The following is a 17,599-nucleotide window of genomic DNA, read 5'->3' as shown; positions in this document are numbered from 1 at the left end:
TTTCGTACCGAAAGAACTCTTTTTTGGACGGTGTGCAACGTACATTTCTAAGGTATCACTTCAAGGTGAACTTGAGGGATTTTTGAGGTGCTTTTCACGGGTTAATGTGCAGAAAATCAACCTCTGGAGGCTGAATAGCGCCCAATGATTGAGAGTTTATGTAAGTAAAGCTTGAGGGTTGGAATATGCGAGGCAGGATATGCGGCACCTCTTGCTGACAGGGGAGAAAAATAAATGTTTTAACACTATGGTGTAAGCACTAGAATGCATTAAAAATGCAGTTGATAGCAAAAAATAAAAATAGCCCAAAATACGCGTGAAAATAAATAAAAAGCTGGCATCAAACACACGGGACAGCACGCCCCGCCGGTAGACACACAAAGACCGGGGCGGCCACCGCATGGGTGACCGCCCCGGTCTATAGAATCATCAGCACCAGCAAGCTGGCGCTCGCTACCTGCTGGAGAAAGCGTCCTTAGGAAGCGTAGGAGCCCAGCAGGCGAACCGCGCCGCCGTCCACGCCCTTAGCGCCCTGAACGTAATCGGGGTTGTTTGCCTCGGGCTCGCCGGCGGCAACAACATCACCCATAATCCAGGAGGGGATACCGCGGTCGTTCAGGCGCTTGGTAGCAGCCTCAGCCACGGAGGGGTCAACGATAGCGATCATGCCCACACCCAGGTTCAGGGTGCGCTCCAGGTCAGCCAGGGGTACGTTGCCCAGCGAACCAATCAGGGAGAAGATGGCGGGAATCTGCCAGGTGGAGCGGTCCACGCGGCCCTCCAGGCCCTGAGGCAGAACGCGAGCCAGGTTAGCAGCCAGGCCGCCGCCGGTCACGTGCGAGAAGCCGCGCACACCGCTACCGGTGGTGCCGTCTTCACCGTTGACGGGGAATGCCGCCGCCAGGTCCAGGCAGTCCGCAGCGTACACGCGGGTGGGCTCGAGCAGTTCCTCACCGATGGTGCGGCCCAGCTCGTCCACCTGACGCTCCAGGCCCCAACCGGCAACGTTCAGGACCTTACGGACCAGGGAGTAGCCGTTGGAGTGAATACCGGAGGACGCCATAGCAATCAGCACGTCGCCTTCGCGCACGCGGTCCGGGCCGAGCAGCTCATCAGCCTCAACCAGGCCGGTTGCTGCGCCCGCAACGTCGTACTCGTCTTCAGCCAGCAGGCCGGGGTGCTCAGCGGTTTCGCCGCCAACCAGGGCGGTACCAGCCTGTGCACATGCGCCAGCAATACCGCGAACGATGTCAGCGATGCGCTCGGGAACAACCTTGCCGGTGGCAATGTAGTCGGTCATGAACAGGGGCTTAGCGCCGCACACGACGATGTCGTCCACGACCATGCCGACCAGGTCGTAGCCGATGGTGTCGTGAATATCCAGAGCCTGCGCGATAGCGACCTTGGTGCCCACACCGTCGGTGGAGGTAGCCAGGTAGGGCTTGCGGTACTTGACCAGCTCGGAGACGTCGTACAGGCCCGCGAAGCCGCCCACGCCACCAACGACGGAGGAGTTGTGGGTCGCCTTGATAGCGCCCTTCATCAGCTCAACGGCGCGATCGCCAGCCTCTACGTCAACGCCTGCGCTCGCGTAGGTTACGGTGGTGGTGTTCTCGCTCATTTAGGATTCCTTCGGGGTAGTGGTAGCGGAGGAGTTTGCGGGGGTGCGGTCCTGCTCGGTGAGCAGTGCTTCGAGGTCGGCGTCGGGGCCGGGGTTGCACATGCCCATGCCGGCGTCGTCTGCAGCAATCTGTACTGCGGAGGCGTCGAACTTCGTCTCGAGAGTTTCGGTGCCTTCGCGGGTTTCGATGGAGACAGCCTCGGCGTGCTCGGGCTTGGAGGGGACGGGGCGTTCCACGGTCACCTCTGCCGCCTTGCCGGCGAGGGGGCCGCCCTTGCCCTTCTCTTCGGAATCGAAGAGGGACTTGCCGCGTCGTTCCTCGCTGGGCAGCTCAATCGGGTATTCGCCGGTGAAGCATGCGGTACACATGTTTTCGGCGGGCTGCTCGGTGGCTGCCATCATGCCGTCCTGGGAGATGAAGCCGAGGGAATCGGCACCCAGGGAGGAAGCGATTTCGTCCACGGACAGGCCGTTCGCAATCAGCTCTGCGCGGGAAGCGAAGTCAATACCGTAGAAGCAGGGCCACTTCACGGGCGGGGAGGAAATACGAACGTGCACTTCCTTCGCGCCGGCTTCGCGGAGCATACGCACGAGGGCGCGCTGGGTGTTACCGCGAACAATGGAGTCGTCAATCACGACGAGGCGCTTACCCGCCACCACGGACTTCAGCGGGTTCAACTTGAGTCGAATACCCAGCTGGCGGATGGTCTGCGAGGGCTGAATGAAGGTTCGACCCACGTAAGCGTTCTTGACCAGGCCGTTACCGTAAGGAATGCCTGACTCTTCGGCGTAACCAATCGCGGCGGGAACACCGGATTCGGGGGTAGGCATGACCAGGTCAGCTTCAACAGCGTGTTCGCGGGCGAGCTGACGGCCCATTTCTACGCGGGATTCGTAGACGCTACGGCCGGAGATGGTGGTGTCCGGGCGCGCGAGGTAAACGTACTCGAAGACGCAGCCGGCAGGCTTTGCCTCAGCGAAGCGCTGGGAACGCAGGCCGTTCTCGTCGATAGTGATGAATTCGCCGGGCTCAACTTCGCGCACGAAGGACGCGCCGACAATATCGAGTGCCGCGGTTTCGGAGGCGACAACCCAGCCGCGCTCCAGGCGACCGAGCACGAGGGGGCGAACGCCCTGCGGGTCGCGTGCGGCGTAGAGGGTGTGCTCATCCATGAAGGTGAGGCAGAAAGCACCGCGCAGGGTGGGCAGCAGGTCGAGCGCTGCTTCTTCGAGGGAATCGAAGTCGTGCTCCGCCAGCAGGGCGGTGACGAGCGCGGTGTCGGTGGTGTTGCCCTGGGCGAGCTCGCCGTGCTTGGGAGGCTTGCCGCCGTTCTTAGCAATCACTCGGTCGTAAAGGTCAGCCGAGTTGGTGAGGTTACCGTTGTGCGCCAGGCAGAGCGTGCCGTGCGGGGTGGTACCGAGGGTGGGCTGTGCGTTAGCCCAGTGGGATGCGCCGGTGGTGGAGTATCGGGCGTGGCCGATAGCGTGGTCGCCGGGCATGGAGCTGAGGGTGGCTTCGTCAAAGACCTGGGAGACGAGTCCCATATCTTTGTACACGTGGATACGTTTGCCGTTGCTGGTTGCGATACCTGCTGATTCCTGGCCGCGGTGCTGGAGTGCGTACAGGCCGTAGTAGGTTAGCTTTGCCACGTCCTCGCCGGGTGCCCAGACGCCGAAGACGCCGCAGGCGTCCTTGGGGCCGTGGTCAATCGGATCGAGGTCGTGAGTGAGTTTTCCGTCGGGGCGAATCAATTCACTGTCTTTTCGACGATGGGACTGCGGATGCGTCTGCGCGGGCGCAAGACGGATGTGTGTTTCTGTACTCGCACCTGCCTGTGTGTGCGGTAGCATACACCAGACCCTTAAAAGTGTACCGGGTTTCAATGTAGACGTGGTGAAGGATACGCTAAATACCTCAGTATGGACCATTAGAACAGGCAACAAACACGCCAAATTACGAAAACTGCGTGGGCCTGCGGGCTCGTAGCAAATTCTAGAAGAGCGGCAGCAGGGCAGAGAGGTCACTACGCTCCCCTGAAGCGTCAAGCACCCCAGCGGCAACCGCCTGCTCCCATGAACACGCACCCAGCACCAGCGCCGCCCACACGAGCGGGCGCGCCTCCACCACGGACGGCGGGGTGCCGCGCGTATGGCGAGGACCCGCCACGCACTGGGTCACGCCCAGCGGGGGTACACGCACCTCCACGCTATTGCCGGGGGCGAGGGTCGCCAACTCTTCAAGGGTGAAGCGAACGAAGGTCGCACGCGCCGAACGGGGGAGCGCGGCAAACGCCTGCTCCACCTCCGGGCTATTCAGCAAGTAGCTGTTCAGCAGGTACTCGCCTCGGGTGTGCGAATCCGCAGGCTCGCCGGCTGCCGCACGCTGCGCCTCAAAGAAAGCACGCACTTCGCGTACCGCTGCCATGCCGTCTGCTTCGGAAGTTTTACGTCGAATCGCCACGATTAGTCCTCTTCCGGGGCGCCGGGAACCAGATCCTCGCGGGTGAAAAGCTCCTCGTGCACGCGCAACTCGCCCACCTCAACCGGCTTGCCGTCCACGTAGCCGCCGGTTACCGGGCGCACCACGAGCGGCAGCAGGCGCTCGCATTCTTCAGCGCTCAGGTAGCCGCCAGCGGTGAGAGCGCGCAGAGCCACGGCGTACATGGCGCGGTGCGAACCGTCGCTCATCTTTACCACCACGGACGCACCCGAACGCAGACCGATGCACAGCACGCCCTCTGCGCCGCCCTTGACGATTGCGTCGAGTTCTTCACTGAGCACGGTGTCGGGGGAGCCGGGTGCCTGAATCAGTTCGGGGTAGTCCACCATGGCGGTTGCGACCGTGGAGGCGCGCGCATCCGCCCCGAGGTTGCGGATTGCCGCACCCAGGGTCGAGTAGGCGCGTGCGGCACCGGCCAGGGAGACGGCGTGCACGGGCGCACCGCAGCCGTCAACGCCGATTGCGGCTACGGGCTCGCCGGTGAACGCCTCAATTTCTTCGGTGATGACCTGCTGCAGCGGGTGGGCGGGGTCGAGGTAGTTGTGCAGGGTCCAGTTCTGCGAGCCCTCTTCAAGATCGCCGCGCTCAAGCTTGGCGGTGCACGCCCACAGGAATGCGGCGTGCTTGCCGGAGCAGGGGTGCGCCAGGGGCGTGGCGGCAAGGTTCGCCTGAACCATTGCCTGGCGTGCCTGCTTGTCGGAGGGGAGTGTGGGCTTGAGTGCCAGGTTTGCCGGGGTGAGCGGGTTGGTTTCGGTGCTGCCCTGGGTGAGTACGTCCTGCACAGCGCGCATCTGCTCGAAGGTGCCTCGATGCGAGCCGCAGGCGATGGCGACCTGGGAGCCGCGCAGGGGTGCGCCCGCCTTCATAGATCCGATGGCCTGCAGCGGTTTGGCGGCGGAGCGCAGGTAGAAGGGCTCGTGAATGTCGCCGAGGGCAAGCTGCACATCGCCGTCGGGGCCCAGCAGGATGAGGCGGCCGCGGTGGCGTGCCTCAATGAAGTTGTTGCGGGTGAGCTGTGCGAGTTCTACGTCGAAGGCGCTGCTCTGATGGGTGGTGTGAGTGGTTGCCTGTGGGGTGGTGCTGTTGGTCATTCTTCTAGTTTAAACGGGGCGTGCGGCTTGACCCTATTCGTGCTCAGCGGCGCGGAGCTAGGATAGGCTGGCGCGGTCGAGGGAGAGCCCTGTGAAGAGATTCACGCCCACTACGGGTTGAAGTTATGAGTAACTCATTTTTATAATTGAAGTGTGCTCAAGCGCAACGGGTAAGACTAAGGTAAGTGAGCGAGGCACAGCCCGCACGAACCGAAAAACCCAGCACCGCATAGGACCGACCACGATCGACGCCCGACGAACCATTCCCGCGCCTCGACGTACCGCCTCATGAATATGGCGATGACCAAGGCAGCGGCAGATGAGCAAAACCCCACCCCGTCAATCGATGAGCTATGAGTGTATCCACGGTTCATCATCTCTGACATGCCCCAATATGCAGTCTGAGAACGGGCGTATGTATCCAGTTAGGAAAATGATGCGGCCCCGGGGTCCTATATCTAGGCGAAACTAGTTAGACGCGACCCGGTACGAATATGCATCCTTAACGCCCCTCACCCCTCCTTGATTGGTGAGCGGCAAACCATGTAAAGGAGTACATCCATGGCAGAGCAGAACAACTCTTCTTCCACCACCCCTAAGAACACCGCAGAAAAAAGCGGCATGAGCGCTGAATCTGAATTTCACGCCAAGTTTTTCCCCATTCTTGCGCGAGTCGCTTCGATTACTGCCGTGCTCATGTATGTCTTCTACTTCCCGCAGATTATCGGTAACCTGAACGGTCACAAGGGCGACTGGATTCAGCCCCTGGTAGCCGCTATAAACTGCACTCTATGGTTGCTGTACGGCCTGTGGCGCCCCAAGAAGGACATACCAATTGTCATCGCTAATGCCCCCGGCATTGTTTTTGGTGGTCTTGCGGCTGTGACAGCATTGGTTTAACCCGAATCAAAGCCACCTATGTTGTGGTGAATACTCACCCGATGCGGTTCTTCTCTGATAGGCATTCTTTTGAGCGTGCCGCTAGATGAGAAGAGCCGCATTTTTAGTGTTCCCAGCTCACATTTTTAGCGTGATAGCGGGTACCCTGAATAGCATGAAGGTTTTGGTACTGGGCCCCGGCGGCCGCGAACACGCAATTATTCGAGCGCTTCTGCGCGACCCTGAGGTAACCGAGGTGCACAGCGCCCCCGGCAACGCCGGCATTGCCCAGGATGTTCCCGTCCACGCAATTGATGCGAATGACCCCGCCCAGGCAACCGCCCTGGCACGCGAACTGAACGCCGACCTGGTCGTTATTGGCCCGGAGGCGCCCCTGGTCGCAGGTGTCTCCGATGCACTGCGTGAGGCGGGCTTTGACGTTTTCGGCCCCTCCGCAGCTGCCGCACAGCTGGAAGGCTCCAAGGCGTTCGCTAAGCAGGTCATGGAAGAGGCTTCCGTACCGACCGCCCGCGCCTACGTGGCAACGAACGCCGCTGAGGCGCAGGCGGCGCTGGACGAGTTCGGTGCACCCTACGTGGTGAAGGACGACGGCCTGGCTGCAGGTAAGGGCGTTGTGGTGACTGAGGACCGCACCGCGGCACTGGAGCACGCTCAGGCTTGCTTCAACGCTGGCGGCACCGTGGTCATCGAAGAGTTCCTGGACGGCCCCGAGGTGTCCCTCTTCGTCATCTCTGACGGCAAGAACGTTCTGCCGCTGTCCCCGGCTCAGGACTTCAAGCGCATTTTCGACAACGACGAGGGCCCGAACACCGGTGGTATGGGCGCCTACACCCCGCTTCCCTGGTTGCCCGAGGGCTTCGTGCAGGAGGTCGTGGAGAAGGTTGCCCGCCCGACCGTGGCTCGTATGGCTGAGCGCAGCACCCCGTTCGTGGGCGTGCTCTTCTGCGGTCTGGCTGTGACCAGCCGCGGCGTGCGCGTTATCGAGTTCAACGCGCGCTTTGGTGACCCGGAAACCCAGGCGGTTCTGGCGCGTCTGCGCACCCCGCTGGGTCAGCTGCTGCGCGCGGCTGCTCGCGGTGAAATTTCTGAGGGTACCGAGCTGGATTGGGATCCCCGCACCGCGGTTGACGTGGTTATGGCTGCCGAGAACTACCCGGACACTCCCCGCAAGGGTGACGTCATCTCCGGTCTGGATGAGGCAAACGCGCTGGAGGGCGTGCACGTGATTCACGCGGGCACCGTGGTTTCCGGCGAGGAAATCCACACCGCCGGCGGCCGCGTGCTGGCCGTCGTGGCGCTCGGTGAGAACCTGGGCGCCGCCCGCGACGCCGCCTACGAGGGCGTTCGCGCTATCTCCTGGGCTGGCGCGCAGTACCGCACCGATATTGCGCTGAAGGCTGTGGAGAACCGCATCCACATTCCCGCTCCGCGCGGCTAAAACCTAAGGTGACCGGCTTCCCCGCTTGAGGGTGGGGGAGCCGGTCGCTTCTTTGCCACTCGCTTCTTTATTCCTCGCCGCCTCAGCTGTTCCCCGGTTCATTTCATCGGCTCGGGGGTGCTGGCGGCGGCGACCGGGGCAGGGTGGGTTCTCAAGATTGTGCCGTATTGATGCTCAATTGGCACTATCGGGAGCCGTGCCTGTCGCGGTATTGTAATTACACAGACTTTTTGCATCCACATCACACCACCTCATCAGGAGAAATTCTCATGACTTCTCGTTCTAACCCCGTGGAGATTCCTGGCTGGACTCACATTTATTCCGGCAAGGTCCGCGACCTGTACGTTCCGAATGAAGAACGTTTTGACGCTACCGGCCTGACCGTCAATGATGACGCTGAGCTGCGTGCCGGTTCGGTCATGGTTGTTGCCTCGGACCGTATTAGCGCGTTTGACCGTATTCTGCCTACCGAGATTCCGGATAAGGGCAAGATTCTGACTCAGATGTCCCTGTGGTGGTTTGAGCAGCTTAAGCAGGTTCCGAACCATGTGCTGTCCACTGACGTTCCGGATGTTGTGGCTGGTCGCGCGATGATTTGCCGTTCGCTGAACATGTTCCCGGTGGAGTGCATTGTGCGCGGTTACCTGACTGGTTCGGGCTTGGCGGCGTATAACGAGACCGGTGAGATTGCTGGTGTAAAGTTGCCTGCGGGTCTGGTGGATGGTTCCCGCCTGGAGACCCCGATTTTCACTCCGACCGGTAAGGCTGAGGTGGGTGAACATGATGAGCTGGTGACCCGTGAGGAGCTGTACGCTGAGGTGGGTCAGCCGGTGGGTGAGCGTCTGGAGGAGCTGAGCCTGGGCCTGTACACCACTGCGGAGAAGATTGCTCGTGAGCAGGGCATTATTCTGGCGGACACCAAGATGGAGTTCGGTACTGATTCGTACCGTGGCGAGATTACCCTGGGTGATGAGGTTCTGACTCCGGATTCGTCGCGTTTCTGGGATGCTCAGCAGTACGAGCCGGGTCGTCCGCAGCCGAGCTTCGATAAGCAGTATGTGCGTGACTGGCTTCGTTCGCCGGAGTCGGGTTGGGACGGTTCGGATAACGTGCCGCACCTGCCTGAGGAGGTTGTGGAGAAGACTCGTGCCCGTTACGTTGAGGCGTATGAGCGTCTGACCGGCACGAAGTTCTAAACTCAATATTTCGGACCGAATAAGTCTTTGAGATAGCTAAAGGGCGGTGCCCCGGAAGGTCATTCTTCCGGGGCACCGCCCTTTAGCTATGTGGGGTTATGAGGTTGAGTGGCACATCCTAGCCGGCGTGAATGTTCTCGTGGCACAAATCCTCGTGCAGAATATCCCGCGCCGGATGCTGCCGCGCCCGCTCCTCCGCCGCCCGGTCAGACAGCGAATAGAACCATGTAATGTGCTCACACACCCGCTCATAGGCTGCCTGCTCATCGTGAGAGGCAATCGCCTCAATAATGCCGTAATGCTGCTGCTGCAACGTGCGCTTGACCGCCTCCCAATCCTTCAGGAAAGGAACCGCCTCCTGCACATAACTCATCGTCGCCATATGCAGAGAGTCAATCACCGTATCAAGCACAATATTGCCGCCGAGCTTCGACAGCTCATAGTGAAAACGCGTATCGCAGAAGTGGAAGCGCTCATCGCTGATCTGCTCATCCATCTCCGCCAGATGCACGCGCGCCCGCTCCAGCGCTGCCGCACGCTCCGGAGTGTCCGGCGCGGCAGCTGCCGCACGCGCCGCAGGACCCTCCAGCAGCAAGCGGGTTGAGACAACGTCCTTCACCGGCAGGCTACGGGTCGCAATGTGCATGCGTAGCGCCCAGCTGAGCGCATCCGACGGCTCAGAAATGATAATCGCGCCCGACTTCGGCCCCGAACCGGTGCTGGAACGAATCAGACCCAGCGCGTTCAGAACCCTCAACCCCTCACGGACCGAGGGGCGGGAAATGCCGTGCCGTGCCGCCAGCTCACGCTCGGAGGGGAGCTTATCGCCCACACGCAACTCACCCAGGCGCAGGCGCCGCTCAAAGGTCTCCAGAATGATGCTGTAGCTGCGGTCCGCCAGAATCGGCTGGCGCTCAACCACAGGGGGCGCCTCTGCAGGCTGGGTGTCGTCAAAAGAACGAGGCATACTCTCTCCTGATAACGAGGCGGATAACGAAAAGAAGTCTCGACTCAGCATGTTCCCGAGAACTATCGGGGCAACCTGTCGAGTCATAAGGGGCATAAAAAGCGGGGCGGCAGAACCGATAAGGTTCGCCGCCCCGCCGTGGCCACCGGAAGATACCGGGGCGAATGTCCTACGGCCCTTGAGGCTTCCACCTCAAGAACTCTCTAAGGGGCGAGCCTCAGATTAGGGAACCAGGAAGGACAGAACGTTGGTCTGCAGGAAGACCAGGACGCAGACGACCACGAGCATACCGAAGGACCAGGGAAGAACAGCCTTGAGGATGTCGGATTCCTTGCCTTCCATGTCCACGGAGGTAGCAGCAATAGCCAGCGACTGCGGGGAGATCATCTTACCGACCACACCACCGGTGGTGTTAGCAGCCAGCATGAGCTCGGGGGTTGCGCCGTGGATACCTGCGTGCTGCAGGTTCTCAGCAGCAGACACCTGCAGCTTGGAGAACAGTGCGTTCGCGCTGGTGTCCGAACCGGTCACAGCGGTACCGATCCAGCCCAGAGCCGGTGCGAGGAACGCGTAGACGGTGCCCAGGCCAGCCAGGAAGGTACCCATAGCAATGGTCTGACCGGAGAAGTTCATGACGTATGCCAGTGCCAGAACCGAAGCAATGGTCAGGATGGACCAGCGCATGCGGTAGACAACGGAACCGAACTCGGTGAAGATTGCCGGGAACTTGAAGGCGTAGCGGCCCTTCTCGTTGAAGAAGAAGTAGACCACAGCAACAACCAGACCGGAGATGATCAGCAGGGTGCCGGGGTTGGACATCCACGCGAAGTTGTAGACTGCGTCCTTGACGGGCTTGCCGTCAGCGGTGACGAGGCGGGAGCTCAGAGCCTGGATGTCGATCTTGAGGACGAAGCTCTTCAGCCATGCCTTCAGGCCTGCGTGCAGGTTAGCAACACCGAAGATTGCGACAACGATGACGTAGGGCAGCAGTGCCATCCAGACGCGAACGGCGGGCAGAGCTTCCTTCTCTTCAGCCTGTGCGGGCAGGCCGTAGCGTTCACGAACGCCCTCGACGCCGCGCGGCTTCCAGAACTGCAGGAAGATAACAGCAACACCCATGGAGACGATGCAAGCAACAACGTCGGTCAGGTTGAACGCGGGGGTAGCAGCGGTGACCCACTGGGCAATTGCGAAGGAAACACCGATGATCAGTGCGGGCAGCCAAGCGTCCTTCAGACCCTTCATGCCGTCGAGGATGACCAGCAGGATGAGGGGAACGAGCATTGCCAGGAACGGAGCCTGGTGACCAACGATGGTTGCGATAACGTGTGCGTCCTTGCCGCCAACGTCAGCTGCGGTGGTAATCGGGACAGCAACTGCGCCGAATGCCACGGGCGCGGTGTTAGCAAGCAGAACGGTAATAGCAGCCTTGAGGGGCTTAACGCCCAGGGCGAGAATCATGGTTGCGGTAATTGCAACGGGAGCGCCGAAGCCAGCCAGTGCCTCGAGCAGACCGCCGAAGCAGAATGCGATGAGGATAGCCTGGATGCGCAGGTCGCCGCCGCCGAGGCGGTCGAAGACGCGGCGCAGATCTTCAAAGCGGCCGGAGAGAACGGTGAGCTGGTAGAACCAGATTGCACCGAGGATAACCCAGCAGATGACCAGGCCGTAGATGCCACCGCGAACGGCGCCCAGACCGGCGAGGTCAGCGGGCATGTGGAAGCCCAGGACTGCTACGAGGATAGATGCTGCCAGTGCCACGAGTGCGGACCAGTGAGCGCGTGCCTTAACGCCCAGTAGCATCACAAAGAAGGTGAGGAGGGGAATGGTTGCCACGAGCGCGCTGAGGCCGAGGCTACCTCCCACTGCATTGGTTACAGCGGTATAAGTTTCCACTGGAACTCCTTTGGTTCAGGGTGTGTCTTGTGTGTGGTCAGACCATAGATAATCCCGCCGGGGAACGAGTCGTTGTTTCCCATGCGGGGATGTGGTCAGACCATTGATCGCATGTTTAGAAGAGTACCGGATAGTGTGGTGATTCACCAAAAGTGACCTGACTCATTTTCGCGACTAAGGGGTGTTCGGCGGGCTAGCACCCTGTGAATTTACCGAAATATTGCGACTCTGACAGTTAATGCCAGCTTCTGAAACTCAGATATTTCTGAAGGCGTAATGAAATGGGTGTATGAGTGATTGGCTTATCCAGTAAGAAATCTCCAACTGTGGGCACATTCCCGAAAAGAATGTTGTGTTAAAGAGGAATCACCCCACGAAACAATCATTAATGCTTCAGAAAGGCGGATTTCTAGGGGGTTTAGCTGCAGAAGATGTGCGTTTGATAAATGTTCAATAAATAAAGAGGCATAGGGGATAGGGTGAGGCTGAAAACTAGATGAGGTCATATATACCGGAAGGTAGGGAAATATACCTTAAGGTCAGGTTGACCTAACCGGTTATTTAACAAGGAAAGTATGTGCTATTCCAACTAGAGAAAAGCCGCCCAACGGTGTTAAATGGCTAGGAAGATAAAAGACATCACCACGGTTTCTGATCCCACCGCATCCCACCTCCACTTGGGGCGCGCACATTAGCCGGAACCATCCGGCCCAGCTTCCCCGACTCAATACATCTGAGTCGCTTCTTTGGAAGACCGAACTTGTTCGGACTGTGCCCCGCCTGCCCCAGACGCAGGCGGTGAGACCGAGAAACTCTGAACACAGAGGAAAGGACGGACAAGTCATGCGCATTGCACTCTTCTCCACGTGCATCGTTGACGGCATGTACCCCCGCGTAGCACGCGCCACCGTCGAAATTCTTGAGCGCCTGGGCCACGAGGTTGTCTTCCCCCCGAACCAGACCTGCTGCTCTCAGATGCACGTCAACTCCGGCTACTTCGATGACGGTTACGAAGTCATCAAGAACCACGTTGAAGCTTTCGACTCCTGGGACTGGGACGTAGCTGTTGCGCCCTCCGGCTCCTGCGTTGCTTCCCTGCGTCACCAGCAGGCAATGGTCGCACGTAGCCGCGGCGACGAAGCGCTGGCTCTGAAGGCAGAGCAGATCGCTTCCCGCACCTTCGAGCTTTCCCAGCTGCTGATCGACATCCTCGGCATCACCAACGCTGCCGAGCAGCTCGGCTCCTACTTCCCCGAGCACGTCACCTACCACAGCTCCTGCCACGGTATGCGTATGCTCGGCCTGGGCACCCGCCAGCAGGACCTGGTCCGCACCGTCGAAGGCATCAAGTACACCCAGCTCGAGGGCATGGACCAGTGCTGCGGCTTCGGTGGTACCTTCTCCTTCAAGAACGCTGACGTCTCCGGCGCAATGGTCAACGACAAGGCAGACAACGTTGAAGCAACCGGTGCTTCCGTCTGCACCGGCGGCGACTGCTCCTGCCTGATGAACATCGGCGGTGCGCTGATGCGTCGCGGCTCGGACGTTCAGACCATCCACTTCGCTGAGATCCTCGCATCCACCAAGGAAAACCCGCTCAAGATCAACTCCGAGCGTGTTGAGCTCTCGATCGGCTAAGGAAAGATAAGACCTCATGACCGCTATTCAGCTTGGTATGCCCAAGGTCGTTCACTACGGCGAGGGCAACATTTTCGAAGAAACCCCCTTCCCCAAGTACGCGAAGGAAGAGCTCAAGAACGAGCAGCTACGCGCCAACCTGCGCTTCGTGACCCACGCGATCCGTAACAAGCGCGCACGCGTCACCGCAGAGGTGCCCGACTGGCAGGACCTGCGTAACACCGGTGAGTCCGTCAAGAACTACGTTCTGGCGAACCTGCCCGAGCTGCTCGAACAGTTCGAGCGTAACTTCACTGCCGCAGGCGGCCACGTGCACTGGGCACGCAACGCCACCGAGGCAAACCAGATTGCTTTGGACCTGATCCGCGAGCAGGGCGTGGACGAAATCATCAAGATTAAGTCCATGGCAACCGCAGAGACCGGCCTGAACGAATTCCTCGAGGAAAACGGCATCAACGCTATTGAGACCGACCTCGCGGAAGAAATCGTCCAGCTCGGCCACGACCGCCCCTCCCACATTCTGGTGCCCGCAATTCACCGCAACCGCCGCGAAATCCGCGACATCTTCCTGCGCGAAATTGAGGGTATTAACCCGGACATCACCGATGAGCCGGCAGAACTGGCAGAGGCATCGCGTAACCGTCTGCGCAACAAGTTCCTGAACACCACCGTGGCAGTTTCCGGTACCAACTTCGGTATTGCTGAGACCGGTACCCTGACCATCGTGGAGTCCGAAGGTAACGGCCGTATGTGCCTGACCCTGCCCGACACCCTCATTACCTTCATGGGTATTGAGAAGATTCTGCCCACCTTCCAGGACTACGAGGCATTCCTGCAGTTGCTGCCCCGTTCCTCCACCGGTGAGCGCATGAACCCCTACACCTCCATGTGGACCGGTGTGACCCCCGGTGACGGCCCGCAGAACATGCACGTCATCCTCATCGACAACGGCCGTACCGCCGTTCTGTCCGACGAGCTGGGTCGCCAGGCACTGCGTTGCATCCGTTGCTCCGCTTGCATGAACGTGTGCCCCGTGTACGAGCGCGCAGGTGGTCACGCCTACGGCTCCACCTACCCGGGCCCCATCGGCGCGATTCTGTCCCCGCAGCTCTCCGGTATCGAGGCTGCAGAGAACAACTCCCTGCCGTACGCATCCTCCCTCTGTGGCGCATGCTACGAGGTCTGCCCCGTGAAGATTAACTTCCCCGAGGTCCTCGTGCACCTGCGCGCTAAGGACGTCGAGTCCAAGCACGCTGTCCGCGAGTTCGAGGGCAACAAGAAGGCTCCCTTCTCGCAGATGGACGGCATGATGCTCGGCGCGAAGAAGCTCTTCACCTCCGGCAAGATGATGTCGATTGCAGAGCGTGGTCTGCCCATGTCCCGCCTTATTACCGGCCGCAAGCACAGGATCACCGCTGTTCCCGGTATCGTCGGCGGCTGGACCGCTTACCGTGACATCCCCGAGCCCCCCAAGGAATCCTTCCGCAACTGGTGGAAGAAGGAGAAGGGTCAGGCTCCGGCACGCGATAACGCTCAGCGCGTTGACATTCAGGCCCTCATCGAGGCTAACAAGGGTAAGGCAGCTGAAGCGGCTGCAAACGCTAAGGCTGCTCAGGAAGCCCGTGAAGCTAAGGAGAACAACTAATGTCCTCTGCTAAGGAAGATATCCTCGCACGTATCCGCTCGTCCCTGGCTGACGCACCCGTCGCCCCCGAGCCCGTACGTAACTACCGCCGCGTCAGCGAGCTGAATGAAGAGCAGACCATTGAGATGCTCGTCGACCGCCTCATTGACTACAAGGCAAACGTGTTCCACGCGAACAAGGAGAACATCTCCGAGGTCATCGCAGAGCGCCTGGGTGAAAAGTCCACTTACGTGGTTCCCGAGGGCCTGAACATGGAGTGGCTGCCGGCTGACACCGCTAACCGCAAGCGCGTCACCGACTCCGGTAGCACCCTCAAGCCCGGTTGCCTGAGCCTGAAGGAACTGGACGCAGTTGACGCTGTGGTGACCGGTTCGACCGTCTCCTGCGCAGAGACCGGCACGATCTTCTTGAACACCAACCCCGATGAGGGTCGCCGCGCCATCAGCCTGGTGCCCGACCACCACATCTGCGTGGTGCCCCGTTCCACCGTGGTGGAGCTGGTTCCCGAGTCGATCGAGCGTATCACCTACACCCGCCCCGTGACCATGATCTCCGGTCCGTCGGCAACCAGTGATATCGAGCTGATCCGCGTGGAGGGCGTGCACGGCCCCCGTACCCTGGACGTCATCATCTACGACGCCTAAGGTAAAGCGCCAGAAGGCGAACCTCTAAAGAAACCGCCCGAGAGCTAAGGCTCCCGGGCGGTTTCTTTATGTCCTCGCGGCTTCTAGCTGCAGAAGCGAGGCGACAGTCATGAGCGCACAAAAACGGTGGCGGGCCCATGTTTCCCGCCACCGTTCTGTGCTTTATAGGGTGGTGTATCGACGGTTAGCGTCGTAGCGCCCCGTGAGGGTGCTTAGGCGCGTGCGTCGAAGTGCTGCAGACCGGAGTCCTCGCGGCTACCGCCCTGGCCATCGCCAACATCGTGGTAGTCCTTGATCCACTCGATCTTCTGAACCCACTTGACCATCTTGTAGCCGTGCATGGAGTCCGCACGCAGACGGAGCGGGCCACCGTACACATCGGGCAGGGGCTTGTCGTTCATGCCCCACGCCAGGATGGTCTCATCTTCCATTGCCATGGAGATGTCCAGGCACTCGTAGTAGGGTTCGGTCGGGCGGCCGTCGTAGGTGTGGCCCACGTGGCCGAAGGAGGTCACCATAACGTAGCGTGCCTCGTCGGTCTTCTCGACCAGTGCGAGAACGTCGCGCAGGCGCACGCCCTCCCACTTGGCGATGCCGGTCCAACCCTGCATGCAGGTGTGCATGGTGATGTTGACTTCCTTGCCCAGCTGCTTGAGCTCGTCAATGCTCAGGGACTTGGATTCCTTCACCAGGCCGCCCAGCTCCAGGCGGTAGTCAACGAACTCGTGCTCCTTCAGGCGGTTCCACTCGGTGCTCTCACGCTCTGTCGGCGGGCGAGTGTTAACCCAGTGGAAGGGCGAGATGTCGGCATCGGTGAAGGTCTTCTTCTGCACCTGACGGGAGGTGATACGGTCCAGCAGGACGTTACGAATCGGCTGGGTCAGACCCCAAATGAAGGTCTGGGTGAATCGCAGGTCGCGCAGGGACCAGTACGAAGCGAAAATCCACAGGGCCACAGCGAAGACAATGCCGCCAATGAGCATGGTGACTGCCTGAGCGAACTGTGCTGCGTCGACCTCGTTGTAGGGCTTGTTCAGCATCATGTGGGCGATGTTGTACTGGGGGTGAACCACGAACACCAGCGCCACGTGAATGACGGTGAAGACGCAGTAGAACGCCATGCCCAGGAAGTGGATGGAACGTGCGGTCTGGCGGTTACGGAAGAGGCGCACGTAGCCGGGGAAGCGGCCGCAGAATGCCGGGCTCATAATCGGGCCGGTTGCAATCATCAGCGGTGCCACGATGAACACCACGGTGAAGTACATGATCTGCTGCAGAGCATCGTACGGCTGGAAATGCTCAATCGAGGGAATCTGGAAGCCAGCGTAAATCTGGATGGATTCCCACGCCTGCGGGATGATGTCCCAGCTGGTCGGGACGATGCGGCGCCACTGACCGGTCAGGAACAGCAGGGAGACATATACCAGACCGTTAACGATCCAGATGACGGTCACCAGCGCGTGCCATGCGCGGCCCAGACCAATCTGAGCCTTACCGGGCAGAGAAATCAGGGGAGACAGGGTGCGCTGGTCATCGCGCGCAGTAAATGCACCGGGGGTGGTAGGGACCTTGTCCTTGGTGAACTTGAGCCACTCAGACCCCGGGGTGCAGTGGTTGTTCCAATACAGGCGGGGGTGAGAGGCGAGAACTTCCCAACCTGAACGAATCAGGAAGCCCATCATAATGAAGTTGATGAAGTGCGTAATTCGGAGCCAGGCCGGGAAGTCCAGCTCTACGCCACCAGTGCTCGCGGTGAGGAGTAGTTGGTGCATGATATTTCCTTCGGAAATGACTGTGTGTGCAGACAATCGTTAGGATTCAGTGCGAGGCCTTGAGATGTGAGGTTAGAAATAATTACCTTTCTGAACCATATGATCCTCCTCCGTGGTTGGGAGCCGCCGGGGGTATCGTCGCGGATACTCCCGAAAGGGGCGCCTCCCGTGTGTGAAATGAGAGGCGCGCCAGCTCCCGCTGGGGCGGAAGCGACTCTGTGTATGTATGTTGGTTTATGTGTGTTTTAGGGAAATTCCCTGTCCGCTTTTAATTTTATAGGACAAAGTGTC

At 60.1% G+C, this 17,599-nt stretch carries 13 protein-coding genes; 6 read left to right on the top strand and 7 right to left on the bottom strand.

The window, feature by feature from the left end; genetic code table 11:
- Positions 1–475: 475 nt before the first annotated feature.
- From purM to HMPREF2682_RS05235, 4 genes are all read right to left on the bottom strand, one after another.
- A complete protein-coding gene (gene purM / locus HMPREF2682_RS05250) occupies positions 476–1,621 on the bottom strand; it encodes a phosphoribosylformylglycinamidine cyclo-ligase (RefSeq protein WP_060824316.1) in 1,146 nt (381 codons plus the stop codon).
- The gene (gene purF, locus HMPREF2682_RS05245; protein WP_070691174.1) at positions 1,622–3,373 is read right to left on the bottom strand and encodes an amidophosphoribosyltransferase; all 1,752 of its coding nucleotides are present in this window, start codon (positions 3,371–3,373) and stop codon (positions 1,622–1,624) included.
- Between the two features lie 241 nt (positions 3,374–3,614).
- Entirely contained in the window at positions 3,615–4,082 is a 468-nt protein-coding gene (locus HMPREF2682_RS05240) for a sterol carrier family protein (RefSeq protein WP_168167722.1), read from the bottom strand.
- A gap of 2 nt (positions 4,083–4,084) precedes the next feature.
- Positions 4,085–5,212 (bottom strand): asparaginase, encoded by a 1,128-nt coding sequence (locus HMPREF2682_RS05235; protein ID WP_070832001.1) that lies wholly within the window; start codon positions 5,210–5,212, stop codon positions 4,085–4,087.
- 561 nt (positions 5,213–5,773) lie between these two features.
- Between HMPREF2682_RS05235 and HMPREF2682_RS05230 the strand changes: the two genes are divergently transcribed.
- The 3 genes from HMPREF2682_RS05230 (at position 5,774) to HMPREF2682_RS05220 (ending at position 8,746) form a co-directional block, all read left to right on the top strand.
- A complete protein-coding gene (locus HMPREF2682_RS05230; RefSeq protein ID WP_049351963.1) occupies positions 5,774–6,112 on the top strand; it encodes a PQ-loop repeat-containing protein in 339 nt (112 codons plus the stop codon).
- A gap of 154 nt (positions 6,113–6,266) precedes the next feature.
- Positions 6,267–7,550, top strand: a complete 1,284-nt coding sequence (gene purD, locus HMPREF2682_RS05225; RefSeq protein WP_070831999.1) for a phosphoribosylamine--glycine ligase — start codon at positions 6,267–6,269, stop codon at positions 7,548–7,550.
- A 269-nt stretch (positions 7,551–7,819) separates the two neighbouring features.
- Positions 7,820–8,746 (top strand): phosphoribosylaminoimidazolesuccinocarboxamide synthase, encoded by a 927-nt coding sequence (locus tag HMPREF2682_RS05220; RefSeq protein WP_070831996.1) that lies wholly within the window; start codon positions 7,820–7,822, stop codon positions 8,744–8,746.
- A 118-nt stretch (positions 8,747–8,864) separates the two neighbouring features.
- On the opposite strand, the gene HMPREF2682_RS05215 is transcribed toward HMPREF2682_RS05220, so the two are convergent.
- Complete coding sequence (locus HMPREF2682_RS05215; protein WP_049340966.1) at positions 8,865–9,713, bottom strand: FadR/GntR family transcriptional regulator; 849 nt, start codon at positions 9,711–9,713, stop codon at positions 8,865–8,867.
- A gap of 222 nt (positions 9,714–9,935) precedes the next feature.
- Positions 9,936–11,609 (bottom strand): L-lactate permease, encoded by a 1,674-nt coding sequence (locus HMPREF2682_RS05210; RefSeq protein ID WP_070831993.1) that lies wholly within the window; start codon positions 11,607–11,609, stop codon positions 9,936–9,938.
- 843 nt (positions 11,610–12,452) lie between these two features.
- Here HMPREF2682_RS05210 and HMPREF2682_RS05205 point away from each other — a divergent pair.
- The 3 genes from HMPREF2682_RS05205 to HMPREF2682_RS05195 are packed head-to-tail and all read left to right on the top strand — an operon-like array spanning position 12,453 to position 15,536.
- Positions 12,453–13,247 (top strand): (Fe-S)-binding protein, encoded by a 795-nt coding sequence (locus tag HMPREF2682_RS05205; protein WP_005504630.1) that lies wholly within the window; start codon positions 12,453–12,455, stop codon positions 13,245–13,247.
- A 16-nt stretch (positions 13,248–13,263) separates the two neighbouring features.
- On the top strand, positions 13,264–14,892 hold the full coding sequence (locus HMPREF2682_RS05200) for a lactate utilization protein B (RefSeq protein ID WP_070831990.1): 1,629 nt from the start codon (positions 13,264–13,266) through the stop codon (positions 14,890–14,892).
- Positions 14,892–15,536 (top strand): LutC/YkgG family protein, encoded by a 645-nt coding sequence (locus HMPREF2682_RS05195; protein ID WP_049357255.1) that lies wholly within the window; start codon positions 14,892–14,894, stop codon positions 15,534–15,536. Before HMPREF2682_RS05200 ends, HMPREF2682_RS05195 begins: the two co-directional genes overlap by 1 nt.
- A gap of 212 nt (positions 15,537–15,748) precedes the next feature.
- Here HMPREF2682_RS05195 and HMPREF2682_RS05190 read toward each other — a convergent pair whose 3' ends face one another.
- Entirely contained in the window at positions 15,749–17,308 is a 1,560-nt protein-coding gene (locus HMPREF2682_RS05190; RefSeq protein ID WP_070685876.1) for a molybdopterin-dependent oxidoreductase, read from the bottom strand.
- Positions 17,309–17,599 lie beyond the last annotated feature (291 nt).

The sequence above is a fragment of the Rothia sp. HMSC061D12 genome (assembly GCF_001836735.1).
Lineage (GTDB): Bacteria > Actinomycetota > Actinomycetes > Actinomycetales > Micrococcaceae > Rothia.
This window is presented reverse-complemented; position numbering and strand designations above follow the sequence as displayed.

Bases quoted from the DNA above. Each gene is read 5' to 3' on its own strand.
- purM (WP_060824316.1), bottom strand. From the start codon at position 1,621: ATGAGCGAGAACACCACCACCGTAACCTACGCGAGCGCAGGCGTTGAC.
- HMPREF2682_RS05220 (WP_070831996.1), top strand. From the start codon at position 7,820: ATGACTTCTCGTTCTAACCCCGTGGAGATTCCTGGCTGGACTCACATT.
- HMPREF2682_RS05200 (WP_070831990.1), top strand. From the start codon at position 13,264: ATGACCGCTATTCAGCTTGGTATGCCCAAGGTCGTTCACTACGGCGAG.
- HMPREF2682_RS05230 (WP_049351963.1), top strand. From the start codon at position 5,774: ATGGCAGAGCAGAACAACTCTTCTTCCACCACCCCTAAGAACACCGCA.
- HMPREF2682_RS05205 (WP_005504630.1), top strand. From the start codon at position 12,453: ATGCGCATTGCACTCTTCTCCACGTGCATCGTTGACGGCATGTACCCC.
- HMPREF2682_RS05235 (WP_070832001.1), bottom strand. From the start codon at position 5,212: ATGACCAACAGCACCACCCCACAGGCAACCACTCACACCACCCATCAG.
- HMPREF2682_RS05215 (WP_049340966.1), bottom strand. From the start codon at position 9,713: ATGCCTCGTTCTTTTGACGACACCCAGCCTGCAGAGGCGCCCCCTGTG.
- HMPREF2682_RS05190 (WP_070685876.1), bottom strand. From the start codon at position 17,308: ATGCACCAACTACTCCTCACCGCGAGCACTGGTGGCGTAGAGCTGGAC.
- HMPREF2682_RS05195 (WP_049357255.1), top strand. From the start codon at position 14,892: ATGTCCTCTGCTAAGGAAGATATCCTCGCACGTATCCGCTCGTCCCTG.
- purD (WP_070831999.1), top strand. From the start codon at position 6,267: ATGAAGGTTTTGGTACTGGGCCCCGGCGGCCGCGAACACGCAATTATT.